Source organism: Georgenia sp. H159 (assembly GCF_035607575.1).
Taxonomy (GTDB): domain Bacteria; phylum Actinomycetota; class Actinomycetes; order Actinomycetales; family Actinomycetaceae; genus Oceanitalea.
Window position 1 is genome coordinate 188,432 of the sequence record NZ_JAYDZY010000001.1, and the last position, 19,144, is coordinate 207,575.

Annotated in this window: 16 protein-coding genes; 12 read left to right on the plus strand and 4 right to left on the minus strand. The window is 72.1% G+C overall.

Annotated features, from left to right (window positions below; all coding sequences use genetic code 11):
• Nucleotides 1-17 precede the first annotated feature (17 nt).
• Nucleotides 18-1,493 (plus strand): hypothetical protein, encoded by a 1,476-nt coding sequence (locus VR894_RS00940; RefSeq protein WP_324649422.1) that lies wholly within the window; start codon nt 18-20, stop codon nt 1,491-1,493.
• A 106-nt stretch (nt 1,494-1,599) separates the two neighbouring features.
• A complete protein-coding gene (locus VR894_RS00945; protein WP_324649423.1) occupies nt 1,600-2,592 on the plus strand; it encodes a pirin family protein in 993 nt (330 codons plus the stop codon).
• Between the two features lie 27 nt (nt 2,593-2,619).
• Here VR894_RS00945 and VR894_RS00950 read toward each other — a convergent pair whose 3' ends face one another.
• Nucleotides 2,620-2,913: a GNAT family N-acetyltransferase gene (locus VR894_RS00950; protein WP_324649424.1), complete on the minus strand. Its 294-nt coding sequence runs from the start codon at nt 2,911-2,913 to the stop codon at nt 2,620-2,622.
• A 147-nt stretch (nt 2,914-3,060) separates the two neighbouring features.
• On the opposite strand from VR894_RS00950, the gene ppdK reads away from it, so the two are divergent.
• The 7 genes from ppdK to fgd all read left to right on the plus strand — a co-directional run bounded on the left by ppdK (nt 3,061) and on the right by fgd (nt 12,668).
• Entirely contained in the window at nt 3,061-5,769 is a 2,709-nt protein-coding gene (ppdK, locus tag VR894_RS00955) for a pyruvate, phosphate dikinase (protein ID WP_324649425.1), read from the plus strand.
• A 52-nt stretch (nt 5,770-5,821) separates the two neighbouring features.
• On the plus strand, nt 5,822-6,610 hold the full coding sequence (locus tag VR894_RS00960) for a maleylpyruvate isomerase family mycothiol-dependent enzyme (RefSeq protein WP_324649426.1): 789 nt from the start codon (nt 5,822-5,824) through the stop codon (nt 6,608-6,610).
• A gap of 86 nt (nt 6,611-6,696) precedes the next feature.
• On the plus strand, nt 6,697-8,232 hold the full coding sequence (locus VR894_RS00965) for an MmgE/PrpD family protein (protein WP_324649427.1): 1,536 nt from the start codon (nt 6,697-6,699) through the stop codon (nt 8,230-8,232).
• Entirely contained in the window at nt 8,232-9,125 is an 894-nt protein-coding gene (gene prpB, locus VR894_RS00970; protein ID WP_324649428.1) for a methylisocitrate lyase, read from the plus strand. The genes VR894_RS00965 and prpB overlap by 1 nt, the downstream gene beginning before the upstream one ends.
• Before the next feature lie 25 nt (nt 9,126-9,150).
• Nucleotides 9,151-10,257 (plus strand): bifunctional 2-methylcitrate synthase/citrate synthase, encoded by a 1,107-nt coding sequence (locus VR894_RS00975; protein ID WP_324649429.1) that lies wholly within the window; start codon nt 9,151-9,153, stop codon nt 10,255-10,257.
• Between the two features lie 71 nt (nt 10,258-10,328).
• Nucleotides 10,329-11,513, plus strand: a complete 1,185-nt coding sequence (locus tag VR894_RS00980) for an acyl-CoA dehydrogenase family protein (RefSeq protein WP_324649430.1) — start codon at nt 10,329-10,331, stop codon at nt 11,511-11,513.
• A 150-nt stretch (nt 11,514-11,663) separates the two neighbouring features.
• On the plus strand, nt 11,664-12,668 hold the full coding sequence (gene fgd / locus VR894_RS00985) for a glucose-6-phosphate dehydrogenase (coenzyme-F420) (RefSeq protein ID WP_324649431.1): 1,005 nt from the start codon (nt 11,664-11,666) through the stop codon (nt 12,666-12,668).
• 58 nt (nt 12,669-12,726) lie between these two features.
• Here the strand turns inward: fgd and VR894_RS00990 are convergent, their stop codons facing one another.
• From VR894_RS00990 to VR894_RS01000, 3 genes are read right to left on the minus strand one after another with little or no spacing between them, the layout of a single operon-like run.
• Nucleotides 12,727-14,091 carry a VOC family protein gene (locus VR894_RS00990; protein ID WP_324649432.1) on the minus strand — a complete coding sequence of 455 codons (1,365 nt, stop codon included), beginning with the start codon at nt 14,089-14,091 and terminating at the stop codon, nt 12,727-12,729.
• 37 nt (nt 14,092-14,128) lie between these two features.
• On the minus strand, nt 14,129-15,316 hold the full coding sequence (locus VR894_RS00995; RefSeq protein WP_324649433.1) for an amidohydrolase family protein: 1,188 nt from the start codon (nt 15,314-15,316) through the stop codon (nt 14,129-14,131).
• Between the two features lie 58 nt (nt 15,317-15,374).
• Complete coding sequence (locus VR894_RS01000) at nt 15,375-15,983, minus strand: SRPBCC family protein (RefSeq protein ID WP_324649434.1); 609 nt, start codon at nt 15,981-15,983, stop codon at nt 15,375-15,377.
• A gap of 289 nt (nt 15,984-16,272) precedes the next feature.
• On the opposite strand from VR894_RS01000, the gene VR894_RS01005 reads away from it, so the two are divergent.
• The 3 genes from VR894_RS01005 to VR894_RS01015 all read left to right on the plus strand — a co-directional run bounded on the left by VR894_RS01005 (nt 16,273) and on the right by VR894_RS01015 (nt 19,124).
• On the plus strand, nt 16,273-17,271 hold the full coding sequence (locus tag VR894_RS01005) for an LLM class flavin-dependent oxidoreductase (protein ID WP_324649435.1): 999 nt from the start codon (nt 16,273-16,275) through the stop codon (nt 17,269-17,271).
• A gap of 229 nt (nt 17,272-17,500) precedes the next feature.
• The gene (locus VR894_RS01010) at nt 17,501-17,902 is read left to right on the plus strand and encodes a RidA family protein (RefSeq protein ID WP_324649436.1); all 402 of its coding nucleotides are present in this window, start codon (nt 17,501-17,503) and stop codon (nt 17,900-17,902) included.
• Between the two features lie 229 nt (nt 17,903-18,131).
• Complete coding sequence (locus VR894_RS01015) at nt 18,132-19,124, plus strand: ABC transporter substrate-binding protein (RefSeq protein WP_324649437.1); 993 nt, start codon at nt 18,132-18,134, stop codon at nt 19,122-19,124.
• Nucleotides 19,125-19,144 lie beyond the last annotated feature (20 nt).

Consider the following 19,144-nt stretch of genomic DNA (forward strand, 5'->3'; position numbering starts at 1 on the left):
ACCCCCAGGAGGCAGCCATGGACGAGGACGAGGCAGTGGCCCGCATGCGTGCCGCCGATCCCGCCGCCGGGGCCGAGCCGGACGCGGAGCGGCTGGCCGAGCTCACCGCGGGGCGTCGCGCCGACGTCCCCGACGAGCTCGCCGCCCGGCGCGCACGGCGCGCCCCACGCTGGGCCGCCGTCGCGGCCGTCACCGCCGGCGCGCTCGTCGTCGGAGGTGCCGGCTACGGCCTCGGGAGGGCCACGGACGACCCGGCACCACCGACGGACGCGCTCCGCGCCGAGTCTCCCGCCGTCGCCCAGCGGCCGATGGCCGAGAGTGACGCCTCGGGGGCGAGCGACATGGCCATCGACCCGGGGTACGGCGGCCGCACGGCGTTCACGGCACAGGGCTTGAGCGACGAGGCGGGCAGCGCGAGGGCGTGGGCATACGACGGCGCCGGCACCGTCAGTGCCGACACCGCGGCACGGGTGGCCCAGGTGCTCGGTGTCGACGGCGAGCCGCGCCAGGAGGGTGGCTGGGTCGTCGGCCCCGTGGACGGCAGCGGCCCCTCCCTGCAGATCGGCTCGGACGGTGCCGCGACCCTCTGGTACCACGACCCCGAGCTCAACTCCATCGTCGAGGAGCTGACACCGCTCCCGGAGGGCGCCGACGCGGCGGAACCGGGCGTCGCTGTCGAGCCGGAGCAGGACGGTGGGGGAGTGAGCGGAAGCGCAGCCGACGGCGGTGTCGTCGACGAGCCCGCCATCGACGAGCCGGCGGCCGGTCCGGACGAGCCGGCCGTCGACGAGCCGGCCCCGGGCGAGCCGGCCGAGCCGGCCCCGGCCGAGCCGACGACCGGTCAGGACGAGCCGGCCGTCGTCGAACCCCTGCCCGCCCCGGTGGGACCGGCACCGGAGGAGCCCAGCGCCGTCCCGCCGGCAGGCGAGGTGCCGGAGGGCGCGGCCGGCGTCCTCTACGAGACGCTCGCCGCTCTCGGTCTCGACCCCGAGGCAGCCGAGTACGCCCTCGAGGAGCACTGGGCGGGGGACCAGGTGTCCAGCGTCGTCGCCCACCAGCTGGTCGACGGCCGGCGCACCGGGCTGGGCTGGCACGCGGACGTCGTCGACGGTGAGGTGTACTCCCTGGGCGGCCCGCTCGCGCCGGTCGTCGCCCTCGGGGAGTACGACGTCGTCAGCCCGGCCGAGGCCGTCGGCCGGCTCAACGACCCGCGGTTCGGTGGCGCCCAGGTCTGGACCGACGTCGACGTCATGACGATCGAACCGGCCCCGTCCGAGCGGGACTGGAACGAGCCGCCCGGCGCCCCTCCGGCGCCCGGTTCGCCGGTCCCCTGGCCGGTGACGGACGTGACGATCACCAGCGCGGAGCCGGCACTGACCGACCACGGCATCAGCAACGGCAGCACGCTGCTGCTCCCGGCCTACGACCTCAGCGACGCCGCGGGACGCACCTGGCGCGTGCTGGCCGTGGCCGACCACGAGCTGGCGTTCTAGGACGCCACCACGAGACGCCGTTCCGGGTGGGTGGAGGGCCCACCCGGGACGGCGTCGTCATGTGGGACACCGCGTGGCGGTGGTCACCGCGCCCTACCCTGTGGAGGTGACCAACCTCGAGGCACGACCGCAGGAGCAGGTGTGCGCGGCTGGCCCGGCGACGGCCATCGAGCTCATCGAGCCGCGGGACGTCCCCCTGGGCGGACCGCGGGCGATGACGGTGCGCCGCACCTTGCCGTCCCGCGCCCGCTCGCTCATCGGGGCGTTCTGCTTCGCCGACCACTACGGTCCCGACGACATCGCCGAGACGGGTGGGATGGACGTCGCCCCCCACCCGCACATCGGCCTGCAGACCGTCACGTGGCTGTTCTCCGGCAGGGTGCTGCACCAGGACGCGCTCGGGTCCGTGCAGACCATCGAGCCCGGCCAGCTCAACCTCATGACAGCGGGCAACGGCATCTGCCACTCGGAGGAGGGCACCGTGACCCGCTTCCCGGACCAGCGCCGCCTCCACGGCGTGCAGCTGTGGACGGTCCTCCCGGAGGCGACGAGACACGGCGCGCGTGCCTTCGAGCACGTGGCGGAGGTGCCCTCGTTCACGGTCGACGGCGCGCGGGTGCAGGTCTTCCTGGGCGCCCTGGGCGGGGTCGTCTCACCGGCCCGGACGGACACCCCGCTCGTCGCGGCGCAGGTCGACATCCCGGCACGAGTCACGGTGCGGCTGCCCGTGGACCCGCGCTTCGAGCACGGGGTCCTCCTCGACACCGGCACGCTCACGGTCGCGGGGACGCCGCTGGAGCCGGCGTGGCTGGCCTACCTGGCCCCCGGTGCGGACGAGCTGGTGCTCGAGGCGGGCCCCGAACCCGTGCGGGCGGTGCTCATCGGCGGCACGCCCTTCGAGGAGGAGCTCCTCATGTGGTGGAACTTCGTCGGTCGGACGCACGAGGAGGTCGTCTCCGCCCGCGCCCAATGGCAGGCAGCCGTCGCGGGGCACCCCGACGGGGTGGTCCGCTTCGGCACCGTCACCGGCTACGACGGTGCGCCGTTGCCCGCCCCCGACCTGCCCTCCGTGCGGCTCAAGCCGCGGACCAGGCGCTGAGGGGGCGGCGCGAGTCGACCGGAGAGGTCAGCCGAGGGGCGTGGCGACGAGGTCGGCGTAGTCGGGGTGCCGGTCGATCCACGAGGCGATGAACTCGCACTGCGGGTCGACGCGCAGACCGTCCGCGCGGGCGGCGTCGAGGGCCGTCCGGGCGAGTGCGGAGCCGACCCCCTGCCCCTCGGCGGCCTGGTCGACGACCGTGTGGGTGAGCACGACGACGCCGTCGCGGCGCTCGTAGACGGCGACACCGAGGAGGTCGTCGCCGGAGCGTGCCTCGTAGCGGTGACGTCCCGGGGCGTTCTCGACGTGGATGTCGGTCATGCCTCAGCCTAGGCACGGGGCCGGCGGGCCGGCACCTCGGCACCGTCGTCGTCGTGGGCACAACGTCACATGCCGGGCCCTGGCCGCTCGGTACAGTGACCACACGTCCGCGGTGCGGGTGCCGCGTGATGATCACGGGAGGCGACGATGCCGAAGTACGTGTACCGCTTCAGCGAGGGCGGCATGGACCAGAAGGACCTCCTCGGGGGCAAGGGGGCGAACCTCGCCGAGATGAGCCGGCTGGGCCTTCCGGTCCCGCCGGGCTTCACCATCACCACCGAGGCCTGCCGCGCGTACATGCGCGACGGGCACGTCCCGCCGGACCTGCGCGTGGAGGTGACCCTCGCGCTGCGGCAGATGGAGGACTCCCTGGGGCGCAGCCTCGGCGACTTCCACGAGCCGCTGCTCGTCTCCGTCCGGTCGGGCGCCAAGTTCTCCATGCCCGGGATGATGGAGACCGTCCTGAACGTCGGGCTCAACGACGCCTCCGTCCAGGGGCTCATCGAGCTCACCGGCGACGCACGTTTCGCCTGGGACTCCTACCGCCGGCTCATCCAGATGTTCGGCAAGACCGTCCTCGACATCGACGGCGAGCTGTTCTCGCGGGCCTTCGACGACCTCAAGGCCGAGCGCGGTGTCGCCGACGACACCGCGCTGCCCGCCGAGGACCTGCAGGCGCTCGTCGCCACGTACAAGGAGCTCGTCCGGGAGCACGCCGGCCGCGACTTCCCGCAGCACCCGCGCCAGCAGCTCGACATGGCGATCGAGGCGGTGCTCCGCTCCTGGAACACCGACCGCGCCACCCTCTACCGCCGCCAGGAGGGCATCCCCAACGACCTCGGCACCGCTGTCAACGTCCAGGCGATGGTCTTCGGCAACCTCGGCCCGACGTCCGGGACCGGTGTGTGCTTCACCCGTGACCCCTCGACCGGCCACTCGGGCGTCTACGGGGACTACCTGCCCAACGCCCAGGGGGAGGACGTCGTCGCCGGCATCCGCAACACGGTGCCGCTCGCGGAGCTCGAGTCGCTGAACCCGGACGCCTACGCCGAGCTGCGGCAGGCGATGCGCCGCCTCGAGACCCACTACCGCGACCTGTGCGACATCGAGTTCACCATCGAGGACGGCAAGCTGTGGCTGCTGCAGACCCGGGTGGGCAAGCGCACGGCCGGCGCCGCCTTCCGGGTGGCGACCCAGCTCGTCGACGAGGACCTCATCACGATGGACGAGGCGATCGCCCGGGTCACCGGCGCCCAGCTGGCCAAGCTGCTCTTCCCGCAGTTCGACACCGAGGCCGCCACCGAGCTGCTCACCACCGGGATGGCGGCCTCGCCGGGCGCCGCGGTCGGGGAGATCGTCTTCGACAACGCCCAGGCCGTCGAGCGCAGCGAGGCCGGGGCACACGTCATCCTCGTCCGGCGGGAGACCAACCCCGACGACCTCCAGGGCATGATGGTCGCCGCCGGGATCCTCACGGCCCGCGGCGGGAAGACGTCGCACGCGGCCGTCGTCGCCCGGGGGATGGGCACCTGCGCCGTCGTCGGTGCCGACGATCTCGACGTCGACGCCGCCCGCCGCGAGGTCCGCGTCAACGGCCGGGTGCTCGGGGCCGGTGAGACGATCGCCATCGACGGCACGACCGGTGAGGTCTTCCTCGGTGAGGTCCCCGTCGTCGACTCCCCGGTCATGACCTACATCGCCGAGGGACGGGAGGCCGGGCTGGCAGCCGCGCCGGACGAGCAGACCCGCGAGCTCGTCGAGGCCGTGCACCGGATCCTCGTCCACGCCGACGGCGTGCGCAGGCTGCGGGTGCGGGCGAACGCCGACACCGCCGAGGACGCCCGCAACGCCCGTGAGCGTGGCGCCGAGGGCATCGGTCTGTGCCGTACCGAGCACATGTTCCTCGGTGAGCGCCGCGAGCTCATCGAGCGCGTCATCCTCGCCGACGACGACGCCGAGCGCACCGCCGCGCTGGAGGCACTCCTCCCGTACCAGCGGGCCGACTTCATCGACATCCTGCGGGCCATGGACGGCCTGCCCGCGACGATCCGGCTCATCGACCCACCGCTGCACGAGTTCCTGCCCGACCTCACCGAGCTGGCCGTCGAGGTGGCGCTGGCGACGGAGCGGGGCCAGGTGGACGAGCGCCGGGAGCGGCTGCTCACCGCGGTCCGCCGCATGCACGAGTCCAACCCGATGCTGGGTCTGCGCGGCGTGCGCCTCGGGCTCGTCGTCCCGGGGCTCTTCGCGCTCCAGGTGCGCGCCATCGCCCAGGCGACCGCCGAGCTGCGCGCCGAGGGCGCCGACCCGCGGCCGGAGATCATGGTGCCGCTCGTCGGCTCGGTGCGGGAGCTGCAGCTCGTGCGCCAGGAGGCCGAGCGGATCCTCGCCGAGGAGGGCCGGGCGACCGACGTGCTCCTCGACCTGCCGATCGGCTGCATGATCGAGCTGCCGCGCGCGGCGCTCACCGCCCACCGCATCGCCGAGCAGGCGGACTTCTTCTCCTTCGGCACCAACGACCTCACCCAGACGACGTGGGGCTTCTCGCGCGACGACGTCGAGGCCGCGTTCTTCTCCCGGTACCTGGCCAACGGTGTGCTGCGCATCTCCCCGTTCGAGACGATCGACGGGGAGGGGGTGGGCCCGCTCGTGCGGGCCGGCGTGGAGGGTGGCAGGGCGACCAAGCCCCACATGCACATCGGGGTGTGCGGCGAGCACGGCGGTGACCCGGAGTCCATCCACTTCTTCCACGCGGCGGGGCTCGACTACGTCTCCTGCTCGCCCTACCGGGTCCCGGTGGCGAGGCTCGAGGCCGGCCGGGCAGCGGTGCTGACGGGGGAGGACGCGACCGCGTAGTCGTGCGTCAACGGCGCGCGACCGCCAGGGTGGACCACGTGAGAGGAGAGCGATGACTGCGACGGACGGCAGCACCGACCCGGAGGCCCAGCCCCGGCGGGCCCGCCATACGGCGGGCGGCGGAGGACACTCGCCGGGAGCACCGGTCCAGGAGCTGGAGTGGGCGCACACCGGCACCGGCTTCTTCGCCCGACACCTCGACGCGCTGACCGACGCCGAGCTCGCCGAGCCGAGCCTGCTGCCCGGGTGGACGCGAGCGGCCGTCGTGGCCCACGTCGCCTACAACGCGCGTGCCCTGAGCCGGCTCTGCGCGTGGGCACGCACCGGGGTGGAGACGCCCATGTACGCCTCGTTCGAGCAGCGCAACGCCGAGATCGACGAGGGCGCCCGGCTGCCGGCGCAGGAGCTGAGAGAGCTCTTCGGGCGCTCCGCGGACCTCCTCCACGCCGACTGGGACGAGCTCACCGACGACGCCTGGGACGCCGTGGTCCGCACCGCCCAGGGGCGGCCCGTCCCGTGCCGGGAGACGGCCTGGATGCGGAACCGCGAGGTGTGGATCCACGCCGTCGACCTCGACTCCGGCGGCTCCTTCCGTGACCTCCCTCCTGCGGTCGTCGACCGGCTCACCGAGGACGTGCTGGGCGCGTGGCGCGGTCGCGAGGAGGCCGTCGACCTCGTGCTCGCCCCCGACGACCGTGGCGAGCGGATCGTCGTCGGCGCCGGCGAGGGGCCTACCGTGGTCGGGTCGGCGGCGGACCTCGCCCGGTGGCTCACCGGTCGCGACGGCCACCGTCTCGAGTCCAGCACCGGGACGTTGCCCGACCTGCCCCGCTGGCTCTGAGGTGCCGGTCGCCACCGGCCGGGGCAGCGGAACCCGTCGTCCGCGAGCGCGTGACGCGGACGTGTCCCGCGGGGGAGAGTAGGGCCATGGCCGAGCTCGTCACCCACCACGTCCGTGTCCACCCCAGCGCGGACGACCTGCCCCGCGAGCAGCAGCTCGCCTGGAAGATCGCCGAGGTCGCCACCGACCCGGTCGCCGTCCCCGACGACGTCACCGAGATGGTCGTCAACCGGGTCATCGACAACGCCGCGGTCGCGACCGCCTCGCTCACCCGCAGCCCCGCGGTGGCGGCACGGGCGCAGGCGCAGGCCCACCCGTACCGGCCCGGGGCCACCGTCCTCGGCCTGGAGGTGGGCGAGCGGGTGAGCCCGGAGTGGGCGGCCTGGGCCAACGGCGTTGCGGTCCGCGAGCTCGACTACCACGACACCTTCCTCGCGGCCGACTACTCCCACCCGGCCGACAACATCCCCCCGATCCTCGCTGTCGCGCAGCACGTCGCCGCGCGCAGGGGGCTGAGCGGGGCCGACGTCGTCCGGGCCGTCGCGACCGGCTACGAGATCCAGGTCGACCTGGTGCGGGCGATCAGCCTGCACAGGCACAAGATCGACCACGTCGCCCACCTCGGTCCGTCCGCAGCCGCCGGCATCGGCACGCTGCTCGGCCTCGACGCCGAGACGATCTTCCACGCCGTCGGGCAGGCCCTGCACACGACGACGGCCACCCGCCAGTCCCGCAAGGGGGAGATCTCCACGTGGAAGGCCCACGCACCGGCCTTCGCCGGGAAGGTCGCCGTCGAGGCCGTCGACCGCGCCATGCGGGGCCAGACGTCGCCCACCCCCATCTACGAGGGCGAGGACGGTGTCATCGCCTGGCTGCTCGACGGACCCGGCGCCCACTACGAGGTGCCGCTGCCCGCGCCGGGTGCGCCGAAGCTGGCGATCCTCGACACCTACACCAAGGAGCACTCCGCGGAGTACCAGTCGCAGGCGCTCATCGACCTCGCCAGGCGGCTCCACCGCGAGCGCCCCGAGCTGCGCGACCCGGCGACCATCGCCTCGATCGTCATCCACACCTCCCACCACACGCACCACGTCATCGGCTCGGGGGCGAACGACCCGCAGAAGTACGACCCGACGGCGTCGCGGGAGACCCTGGACCACTCGATCCCGTACATCGTCGCCGTCGCGCTGCAGGACGGTGCGTGGCACCACGTCGACTCCTACCTGCCGGAGCGGGCGGCGCGGCCCGACACGGTCGAGCTGTGGCGCAAGGTGACGACGGCCGAGGACCCGGAGTGGACTCGGCGCTACCACTCCACCGACCCGGCCGAGAAGGCGTTCGGCGGCCGGGTCGAGGTCACCCTGACCGACGGCTCACGGGTGGTCGAGGAGATCGCCGTCGCCGACGCCCACCCGCTCGGGGCCCGCCCGTTCGGGCGGGAGCAGTACGTCGCGAAGTTCCGCACCCTGGCCGACGGCGTGCTCGAGCCGGCGGAGGTCGAGCGTTTCCTCGACGTCGCCCAGCGGCTGCCCGAGCTCACCGCGGAGGAGCTGGGCGGGCTCACCGTCACCGCACCGGCCAGCCTGCTCGCCTCCGTCACCGCCCCCGAGGGGATCTTCTGATGCTCCACGCCACCACCCCCGCCCACGAGAAGCGCGCCGCGCTGCGCGAGCGCCTCGCGGGCAACGACCTCCTGCAGCTGCCCGGCGCGTTCAACCCGCTGTCCGCCCGGCTCATCGAGGAACAGGGCTTCGACGGCGTCTACATCTCCGGTGCCGTCCTGTCCGCGGACCTCGGGCTGCCCGACATCGGGCTCACGACGCTGAGCGAGGTCGCCGCGCGCAGCGGCCAGATCGCGCGGGTCACCGAGCTGCCCGCGCTCGTCGACGCGGACACCGGCTTCGGGGAGCCGATGAACGTCGCCCGCACCGTGCAGGTCCTCGAGGACGCCGGTGTCGCCGGGCTGCACATCGAGGACCAGGTCAACCCCAAGCGCTGCGGTCATCTGGACGGCAAGCAGGTGGTCGGCGAGACGACGGCGCTGCAGCGCATCCGCGCCGCGGTCGACGCCCGGCGCGACCCCGGCATGCTCGTCATGGCCCGCACCGACGTCCGCGCCGTCGAGGGCTTCGCGGCCGCCGTCGACCGGGCCAGGGCGCTCGTCGACGCCGGTGCCGACGCGATCTTCCCCGAGGCGATGCGCACGCTGGAGGAGTTCGCGGCCGTCGCTGCCGCCGTCGACGTCCCCGTCCTCGCGAACATGACCGAGTTCGGCAAGTCCGAGCTGTTCACCGCCTCCCAGCTCGCCGACGTGGGCGTGCGGATGGTCATCTACCCCGTCTCCCTGCTCCGGCTCGCCATGGGGGCCGCCGAGCGAGGGTTGCAGACCCTGCGCCGGGACGGCACGCTGCAGGCCGAGGTCGGGTCCATGCAGACCCGGGCGAGGCTGTACGAGCTGCTCGACTACCCGGCGTACGCGCACTTCGACGAGGACGTCTTCAACTTCACCATCTGACCGCACAGCGCAAGGGAGTGAGCACATGAGCGAAGAGATCCGCAAGGGCCTGGTCGGCGTCGTCGCCGACACCACCGCGATCTCGAAGGTCAATCCCGAGACGAACTCACTGCTCTACCGCGGCTACCCCGTCCAGGAGCTCGCGGAGCACTGCACCTTCGAGGAGGTCGCCTACCTCCTGTGGCACGGCGAGCTGCCGACACAGCTGGAGCTCACCGCGATGGAGGGTGAAGGGCGGGCCCAGCGCGCCATGGACGACCGGGTGCGGGCCGCCGTCGACCTCGTCCCGACGACGGCGCACCCCATGGACGTGGTCCGCACCGCCGTCAGCGTCATCGGGGCCAACGACCCGCGGGCGGAGGACCGCTCGAGCGACTACTCCAAGGCCGTCAGCCTGCTCAGCCAGATCCCGGCCGTCATCGCCTACGACCAGCGCCGCCGCCGCGGGCAGCAGCTGGTCCCACCCCGCGAGGACCTCGGCTTCGTGGAGAACTTCCTCAACATGACCTTCGGCGAGGTCCCCGACGACGTCGTCGTCGACGCCTTCCAGGTCTCCCTCATCCTCTACGCCGAGCACTCCTTCAACGCCTCGACGTTCACCGCGCGGGTCATCACCTCGACGCTCGCGGACCTCTACTCCGCCGTCGTCGGCGCGATCGGGGCACTCAAGGGGACGCTGCACGGCGGGGCGAACGAGGCCGTCATGCACGTCTTCGACGAGATCGGCGAGGCGTCGCGGGCGGAGGAGTGGCTGGACGCGGCGCTCGCCGAGAAGCGCAAGATCATGGGCTTCGGCCACCGGGTGTACAAGAAGGGCGACTCGCGGGTGCCGACGATGAAGGCGGCGCTGGACCGGCTCGTGGAGCACTACGACCGGCCCGACGTGCTCGCGCTCTACGACGCGCTCGAGCACGCGATGGTTGCCCGCAAGGACATCCGGCCCAACCTCGACTACCCCTCCGGCCCGGCCTACCACCTCATGGGTTTCGACACCCCGACGTTCACGCCCCTGTTCGTCGCCGCGCGGGTCGTGGGGTGGACCGCGCACGTCATGGAGCAGGCCGCGGACAACGCGCTCATCCGCCCGTTGTCCGACTACAGCGGGCCGGACGAGCGGCACCTGCCGGCGTAGCGAAGCTGCCGTCGTGGCGCGCAGCCGGCGCACCGCGGGACGACCTGTCGATCCGAACACCTGGAGGCCCCATGTCGACGTCACCGCGAGCGGTGAGCGATCTGCTCGACCTCGACGACGCGTTCTCGTCCGAGGAGCGTGCCCTGCGGGACGGGGTCCGCGAGTTCGTCGACCGTCGGATCCGCCCGAACATCGCACGCTGGTACGAGGACGCGGTCTTCCCGCGGGAGATCGTCCCCGAGATGGCCGAGCTCGGGCTCCTCGGCATGCACCTCGAGGGCTATGGCTGTGCGGGGCGCAGCGCCGTCGAGTACGGCCTGGCGATGCAGGAGCTCGAGGCGGGGGACTCCGGCCTGCGCACCTTCGTCTCGGTCCAGGGGTCGCTCGCGATGTCCGCCATCGCCACGTGGGGCAGCGAGGAGCAGAAGCAGCGGTGGCTGCCGGGTATGGCCGCGGGTGAGCTCATCGGCTGCTTCGGTCTCACCGAGCCGAGCGCGGGTTCGGACCCGGGCTCGATGGTGACCCGGGCAGTGCGCGACGGCGAGGGGTGGGTGCTCACGGGCGTCAAGCGGTGGATCGGGCTTGCCTCGATCGCGGACGTCGCCGTCATCTGGGCCAAGGCCGACGACGGCGCGGGCGAGCGGGTGCGCGGGTTCCTCGTGCCGACGAGCAGTGCCGGGTTCACCGCCACCCCCATCGAGCCGAAGCTCTCCATGCGGGCCTCGATCCAGTGCGACATCACCCTCCGGGACGTCCGGCTGCCGGCTGACGCGGTCCTCCCCGGTGGGGCCGGCCTCAAGGGACCCTTCAGCTGCCTCAACGAGGCGCGGTACGGCATCGTCTGGGGCGTCCTCGGAGCCGCCCGGGACAGCTTCGACGCCGCCCTCGCCTACTCCCGGGAGCGGCTGCAGTTCGACAAGCCGCTCGCCGCCTACCAGCTCACGCAGGACAAGCTCGTGCGGATGGCCCTGGAGATCCAGAAGGGCCAGCTGCTCGCACTGCGCATCGGCCGGCTCAAGGACGCCGGGCGCCTCGAGCGGCACATGATCTCGGTCGGCAAGCTCAACAACTGCCGGATCGCGATCGACGTCGCGCGGGAGGCGCGCACGATCCTCGGCGGCAACGGGATCACCATCGACCACTCACCGCTCCGGCACGCGAACAACCTCGAGTCCGTGCGCACGTACGAGGGCACCGACGAGGTCCACACCCTCGTCGTCGGCGAGCACCTCACCGGCCACGCTGCCTATCGCTAGCACTGCGGGTCGGGTGGGGCGCTGCTGATCATGTGGCGGTACGAGCACGGCGACCATTGACGGAGAGCATGAATTGAAGCATCGTGCAGAGTAAGGTCGTGCGTCTACGAACAAGTCGCCTCCGGGGTGGCTCGGACTGAAGGGAACTCAATGCTGAGAATCGGGTACAAGGCGTCGTCGGAGCAGTTCGGTCCGGCGGAGCTCGCCGACTACGTCGTGCTGGCAGAGCAGGCCGGCTTCGAGTCGGCCTTCATCTCCGACCACTTCCAGCCGTGGCGGCACGACGGCGGACACGCCCCGGCCTCGCTGCCCTGGCTGGGCGCAGTCGGCGCACGGACGGAGCGGATCGTCCTGGGGACCTCGGTGCTCACGCCGACGTTCCGCTACCACCCGGCCGTCATCGCCCAGGCCTTCGCCACCCTCGGCTGCCTCTTTCCCGACCGGGTGATCCTCGGGGTCGGGACGGGGGAGTCGCTCAACGAGTCGGCGCTGGGCCTTCCCTGGCCGGCGGGAAAGGAGCGCCTCGCGCGCCTCCGCGAGGCCGTCGACCTCATCCGGCAGCTGTGGGCGGGTGAGCGCGTGACCTTCGAGGGCACGTACTACCAGACGGACAACGCCACCATCTACGACCGACCCGAGCGGCAGGTGCCGATCTACATCGGCGCGTCGGGGCCGATCGCGACCCGCTTCGCGGGCCGCGTGGGCGACGGCTTCATCACGACGTCGGGCAAGGCGCCCGAGCTCTACACCGACAAGCTGCTGCCCGCGCTCGGCGACGGTGCCCAGCAGGCCGGCCGGTCGCTGGACGACCTCGACCTGCTCATGGAGGTCAAGGTGTCCTTCGACCCGGATCGTGAGCGGGCGATGCGCGACACCCGGCACTGGGCGGCACTGGCCCTGACGCCGGAGGAGAAGACCGGCGTGGAGGACCCGATCGAGATGCAGCGGCTCTCCGACGCGCTGCCGCTGGAACGCGCCGCGTCACGCTGGATCGTCTCCGACGACCCCGACGAGCACGTCGAACGGATCAAGACCTACGTGGACCTGGGCTTCCGCCACCTCGTCTTCCACGCCCCGGGTCCCGACCAGGCGCGCTTCATCGAGCTCTACGGCGAGGAGGTCATCCCGCGCCTGCGCCGCCTCACCGCGGACTGAGCGACCCGGGACACACGAAGGGCTCGGCACCCCACGGGTGCCGAGCCCTTCGCGTCCGTCAGCGGGCCGTGACCTGCGCGAGCAGCTCGTCCGGGGAGACCCCCAGCGTGGCCGCGGCCTCCTGGCGCGACGCCTCGCTCTGGCGCGCGTACAGCTCGAACGGGTCGGAGAGCTCGCGTCCGATCGCGCCCGACATCCAGTCCGCGTCGCGGGCCACGCCCTCCTGGGTCGCGTCCTTGGACCCGTCGTCGGTGAGGTTGGACTGGAAGATGCCGGCTGCCGAACGCGGCAGGAAGTCCTCGTAGACGATCGGCTCGGGGACCGCCGTGCCGTTCTCGACGGCGTAGGTGAAGTAGGCGAGCCCACGTGCGGCCAGCTCCGCCTCCGTCGTCGGGAACTCGCGGCGCCACACCTCGAGCTTCACCTCGGTGCGGGCGGCGGAGTCCAGTCCGGCGGCGCGCTCGTCGACCTCGGCGATCGCCCGGTCGTAGATGGCCCGGCCCGCGGGGGTCAGGGCGATGCCGCGTGCCTCGACCTCGCCGAAGCGCACCCGGAGCGACGAGGTCTCGACCGTGCCGTCCGGCATCCGGAAGGCGCGGGGCTCGGCGAGGGCGCGGAAGGAGGTCTGCCGGAGCAGGACGTCGGGCCCCTCCCACCGCGGCGGTCCCTGGATGTCGTCGATCATCGTGATCCCCTGGGCCTCCATCCGGGCGTAGAGGTCGTCGATGTCCAGCACGCGTGGCGTGAGGTGGTTGACGTGCGTGCTCGGCACCCCGCCGATGTCGGCGGCGACCGCGGAGACCGCCTCCAGCTCGTCGTACCAGGCGCGGTCGACCGGCTCGCGGGAGAGCTCGAAGGCTGCGGTGGCGAGCTCGAGGAAGCGGTCGGCGTCCGTCCGTGAGAGACCGTCGTCGGCCTCCGCACGCTCCGCGATGGTCATGAGCTCGGGCGGGAAGATCTCCCGGGCGTCGAGGAAGTTCTCCAGCCGCTGCTGCAGGTCGGCCGAGAAGAAGCGGCGGTCCGACGGGGTGAGCATCGAGGTGAAGACGCGGAAGGGGTTGCGGGCGAGCTCCTCCGCCTCGAGCGGGCGGAACGCCGTCGAGATGACCGGCACCGCGGCGCTGGTCGCGGCCTCGCGCAGGTCGTAGAAGCCCACGGGGTACATCCCCATCGCGCCGAAGATCGTGGCGACCTGCGCCATCTCGCGCGGCGTGCCGAGGCGGATCGCTCCGTGGCGCTCAGCGGTCACGCGGTCGATGCTGCCCAGGCGCTCGGCGTCGGCGCCGATCGTGGCGACGACATCGGCGTTGACGGCGTGCGACACCTCGAGGAGCGTCGTGTAGGCGGGCACCTCCTTGCCGTACATGTCGGAGAGGCTGCGTGCGAACGCGGCCCGGAGCTGCCATGGCTGGACGTCGGTCATCGGTCGCCTGCTTTCTGTGTGAGGTGTCGCGGACGGGTCAGACGAGGGCTGGGGTGAGGGGGCGCCAGACGGCGGACTGGCGCGGCGGGGGCGTCTGCTCGCTACGCCCGTCGACGAGCGGGACGCCGTCGACCATGACGGTCGCGATGCCCGGTAGGTCGCCGAGGGCGAAGCACTCGAGGGCGTCGTCGGCGCGGGAACCGGTGATGGGACCGAGCAGCACGAGGTCCGCGGGGCGGCCGGGCGCGAGGACGCCGACGTCCAGGCCGTGGGCGCGGGCGGTCGTGCCCGTGGCCGCGGCGACCGCGTCCTCGGGGGCGACGTCGCACATCGAGGCGAGCAGGCAGATGTTGCGCAGCATGCCGCGCGGGATGACACCGGTGCCGCCGGGGGTGTCGGTCCCGAGCGTGAGGCGGGAGAGCTCGTCGCGGGCGGCGAGCCGCTCGACGACGAAGGAGGTGGCGCGGTAGTTCATCGAGCTGCACACCTCGAGGGCGGTCTCGGGCAGGTCCTCGACCACCCTGGCCATGTCCTCGTCCGTCATGGGGATGGGGCCGCCGGAGATGTGCCCGACGATGTCCGGCCCGACGGCTGCGACGACGTCGAAGCCCGCGACGCGGCTCGAGCCGGAGCGCGAGACGCCCCCGGAGTGCATCTTGACGGTCATGCCGCGCTCGCGGCACCACTGGAGGTACCGGGAGACCTCGCCGGTGTGGAGCAGGCTCCAGTCGTAGAAGATGAACTTGGCCTGGGTGACGCCCTCGGCGGCCAGTCGGTCGAAGTGCTCCTCGGTCATCCCGGGGACGAGCAGCACCGTGCCGGCGACGGCCTTGACGCCGGACGGTCGCATCCGGGCGGTCGTGTGCCGCGACACGGTGGCGATCGAGACGACGAGCTCCGGGGTGAGTGCGGTGAAGTCGAGCCCCGGGATGTGCAGCTCCCCCGCGGAGACCATCGTCGTCGTCCCGCCGTGGAGGTAGTTGTGGATCCATCCCGTCGCGTTCTGCGCCGGCGTCCACTCCCCGAAGGTGGGGTGGACGTGCCCGTCGACGAGCCCGGGGATCACCGTGAGGCCGCCCGCGTCGAGGACCCGGTCCGGGGCGGTGGCGTCGACACCGACGCCTGCGACCATGCCGTCCTCGATGAGGAGGGTGGTGTCCCGCACGGTCGGTGCCCCGAGCTCGCCGGTGACGAGGGTGCCGATGGATTCGATGAGGGTCTTCATGGTGTGTCACTTCCGTCGTTGGTCACGCGGGTGCAGGCCCGCCCCGATGGCGCCGACGTCATCGGGACGACCGACGTAGCGAGCGCCCGAGCGACCAGCCGAAGAGCGCGCCGGCCAGGGTGGCGGCGGCCAGGGGCGCCGCCGAGGCGAGAGGGGGGCGGAGGGGGTCGGCCGGCGACGGGGCCGGGCGACCGGCCGCCGGGGTGTCCGCGGGGCCGTCGGGACCCGCCTCGACCAGGGCGCCGATCCGCTTGGCGACCTGCTTGACGATGCGTCCGGAGACCTGGGTGATGAGTCCGGATCCGAACTGGGCGACCTTCCCGCCGAGCTGCATCGTCGTGGCGATGGTGATCGTCGTCCCCGCCGGTGACGGCGACGCGCTGACCGCCATGGTGGCCTCGACCGTGCCCTGACCGGCGGCGTCCTCGGCCCGGATCTGCACGGTCATGCGGCGGCCCGGGTCGTCACGTTCGACGACCGTCGCCACCCCGCTCATCCCCATGGCTATGGGGCCCACCTTGATCTGGACCCGGCCGTGGTAGGTGTCTCCGTCGCGCGACTCGATGACGGCGCCGGGCAGGCACAGGGCGATCTGCTCCAGGTCCCCCACGGTGCGCCAGGCCACGCCAGGCTCGGCCGCCACATCGAAGGTGTTGCTGAGTTCCACGTCTGCGCCTTCTGCATTGGTTGTACGCCCACGAACGATATGCACGGTCGGCGTCGGCTCTCCGTCGAGACCTGCGGTGGGGTGGGCGGGTGACCCGTCCGTGGCGTCAACCTACCGCATGGCCCGGATGATGGGAACACTTCGCTCGAGACGGCCCACCTCGACGGTGGTGACCGTTGCGCTGAGCGTCCGGGGATGGCAGGGTGCAGGTCACACGTGTACGGACAGATTGTTCCGACTGCTCGACATCGGATAGCGTCCGTGCTGGCTCAACCGACACAAAGGGGTAGTGACTGTGCTGACCAAGGGAGTCGGGCTCTTCCCGACGGAGTCCGTCGAGACCATGCGTTCCTACGTCCAGCTGTCGGAGTCGCTGGGCTACGACAGCGTGTGGTTCGGAGACTCCCAGAACATCTGGCGGGAGTCCTCCCTCACGATGGGGGCCGCCGCCGTCGGCACGGAGCGCATCACCTTCGGGACCGGCGTGACGAACGCGTCCACCCGCCACCTGTCGGTGCTGGCGTCCTTCTGGGCCACGCTGAACGAGTACACCGGCGGGCGGGCCCGGCTCGGGATCGGAACCGGTGACTCGTCGCTGCGGACCATGGGTCTGAAGCCGCAGAAGCTCGCCGAGCTGGAGAAGTCGGTCGCGGACCTGCGCACGCTGTTCGCGGGCGGTGAGGTCGTCGAGGAGTCCAGCGGGGCGTCCTTCCACCTCGGCTGGATGCCCGAGCCGCAGCACGTGCCGATCTACATCGCCGCCTCGGCGCCCAAGATCCTCAAGCTCTCGGGACGGATCGCCGACGGCGTCGTCGTCCTCGTGGGCACCGCGCCCGAGTTCATCGAGGCCGCGCTCAAGACCATCGAGTCGGGGGCGAAGGAGGCGGGCAAGTCGCTGTCGGACGTCCATATCGTCCTGTGGACGCCGACGGCGATCAACGACGACAGCACCGAGGCGCGTGACCTCGTCCGCGCCCACGTGTCCCGGGTGGCCATCCGTCCCCTCCCGGCGCCGATCGACCCGTCGCTGCAGGCGGCGGTCGACCGGATCAAGGAGACGTACAACTACTACGAGCACATGAACACCGAGGCCACGCACGCCGACCTCGTGCCGGACGAGCTCGTCGACCTCTTCGCCCTCGCCGGCACGCCGGACGAGTGCGCCGACAGGCTGCGCGAGATCAAGGGCCTCGGGGTGGACCAGGTGTCGATCGTGCCCTTCGTGCGCCCCGGGGAGAGCAAGGAGCCGACCATCCGCGCGTTCTCCGAGATCATGGACAGGATCTGACCGTGGAGTTCCCGCCGCCGGGCAGCCCTGCCCCCGGGGCACCGCCGCCCCTGCGCGCACGGGGCGGGCAGCGCCCGCCGGCCGCGGTTGCCGCACCGGCGGCCGCGGTGACGCCCGTTGCCCCAGCGACGGGGCCGACCGGCCAGCGGGCGGACCTGTCGGCGTTCGCGCTGGCCGGAGCGCTGCTCGGCGCGGCCGTGGGCCTCTGGATGGAACGGAGGTGGGGGCGGTGACGGCGGAGGCGATCAGCACCGAGGAGGCGCCGACGCCGAGGGCCGCCTACTCGCAGGCGGTGCGGCGGGGTCCGCTCCTGTTCCTCTCCGGCCAGGTGGGCACCGACCCGCGCACCGGGAGGCTGGTGAGCGAGAACGTCGCCGAGCAGACGCGCCAGACCCTGGCGAACCTCGGTGCCGTGCTCGCCGCCGCGAACTCCTCGTGGTCCGACGTCGTGTCCGTCCGCGTCTACCTCGTGGACCAGGCCGACTACCGGGAGATGAACGCCGTCTACGACGCTGCCATGGTCCGGCCCTACCCGGCGAGGACGACCGTCTACTGCGGGCTCAACCCCGGCAACAGGGTGGAGATGGACCTCGTCGCCGTTGTCGACCAGCCTGCCACCAGGCCGACGTAAATTCTGTGTAAATTGTTTGACGACGTACCTTCCGTCCACTCCGAACTGTGGGTACGGTGACGGCATCGAAGGCGCCACCAGTCGCGCGGAGACCTGAAGATCAAGGCTAGAGCCCCACAAAGGCCGCCCTTGACAAGAGCGGAGCAGCACACCAGTGTTCTCCGGAAGTCCTTTCTATACATACAGTTCCGAGCGTCCCACCGTCGGGCCGCCAACTGGAGGAACAGCCATGACGCGCACCACACGCCCCACGTCCATCCTCACCTTGGGTGCCCTCGGCGCCCTCGCCGTCTCCCTGGCCGCCTGTGGCGCCGACGCGGCGAGCGGCGGCGAGCAGACCGAGCAGCTCACCATCTCCGCCACCGGTGTCGACAACCTGCCCTTCATGGCGATGCTCCAGGCGGGCATCGACAAGGGCTGGTTCGAGGAGGAGGGTGTGGACGTCTCGCTCTACTCCGCGAGCGGCGGCGGGAACACCCTGCGCGTCGTCACCAGCGGGGATGCCGACATGGCGATCTCGGGCAGCACCTCCATCGTGCTCGCGAGCCAGCAGCCCGACTCCAACCTCACGGTCATCGCGCCGTGGTTCCAGGTCAACGACTTCTCCTGGATCGCCCCGGAGGGCACCGAGCTGGGCGAGGGGGCGGTCCTCGGGTTCAGCTCGGCGGGCTCCTCCACCGAGCTCGTCACCAAGAACATCGAGCTCGCGATGGACGGCATCACCACCCAGGCCGTCGGTGGCGAGGGCGACAACTGGACCGCGGCGCGTGCCGGGCAGATCACCGCGGGCTGGGCCATGCAGCCCTTCATCGCGGACAAGGTGCTCAACGAGGGCGCGGAGGTCCTGCTCAACTCGCGCGACGTCATCGGTGACCTGCCCGCCGACCTCGTCGCGGTGAACGACGAGTACGCCGAGGCGAACCCGGAGAACCTCCGGGCGTTCTTCCGGGCCGTCGAGCGGATCAACGAGTGGATCGTCTCCGACCCGGAGGGTGCCGCCGCCGACCTGGCGCCGCTGCTCAACGTCTCGGAGGAGGTCATGGTCGAGGCGATGGAGCTGACGCCGGACCTCGAGAAGGCCTACTCGCTCGACATCGACCCGGCGATCCTGGAGAACCTCTCCGAGCTCATGGTCAACGCGGGACAGATCGAGGAGCCCATCGACTGGGCCACCGTCCTGGACCAGCAGTACCTGCCCGAGGACGCACAGACCGATCTGTGACGACCACCGAACGAACCGGA

Excerpts from the sequence above, each read along its gene's own strand:
- VR894_RS00995 (WP_324649433.1), bottom strand. The coding sequence starts at position 15,316 with ATGAAGACCCTCATCGAATCCATCGGCACCCTCGTCACCGGCGAGCTC.
- prpB (WP_324649428.1), top strand. The coding sequence starts at position 8,232 with ATGCTCCACGCCACCACCCCCGCCCACGAGAAGCGCGCCGCGCTGCGC.
- VR894_RS00950 (WP_324649424.1), bottom strand. The coding sequence starts at position 2,913 with ATGACCGACATCCACGTCGAGAACGCCCCGGGACGTCACCGCTACGAG.
- fgd (WP_324649431.1), top strand. The coding sequence starts at position 11,664 with ATGCTGAGAATCGGGTACAAGGCGTCGTCGGAGCAGTTCGGTCCGGCG.
- VR894_RS00965 (WP_324649427.1), top strand. The coding sequence starts at position 6,697 with ATGGCCGAGCTCGTCACCCACCACGTCCGTGTCCACCCCAGCGCGGAC.
- ppdK (WP_324649425.1), top strand. The coding sequence starts at position 3,061 with ATGCCGAAGTACGTGTACCGCTTCAGCGAGGGCGGCATGGACCAGAAG.
- VR894_RS00960 (WP_324649426.1), top strand. The coding sequence starts at position 5,822 with ATGACTGCGACGGACGGCAGCACCGACCCGGAGGCCCAGCCCCGGCGG.
- VR894_RS00975 (WP_324649429.1), top strand. The coding sequence starts at position 9,151 with ATGAGCGAAGAGATCCGCAAGGGCCTGGTCGGCGTCGTCGCCGACACC.
- VR894_RS00980 (WP_324649430.1), top strand. The coding sequence starts at position 10,329 with ATGTCGACGTCACCGCGAGCGGTGAGCGATCTGCTCGACCTCGACGAC.
- VR894_RS01015 (WP_324649437.1), top strand. The coding sequence starts at position 18,132 with ATGACGCGCACCACACGCCCCACGTCCATCCTCACCTTGGGTGCCCTC.
- VR894_RS00940 (WP_324649422.1), top strand. The coding sequence starts at position 18 with ATGGACGAGGACGAGGCAGTGGCCCGCATGCGTGCCGCCGATCCCGCC.
- VR894_RS00990 (WP_324649432.1), bottom strand. The coding sequence starts at position 14,091 with ATGACCGACGTCCAGCCATGGCAGCTCCGGGCCGCGTTCGCACGCAGC.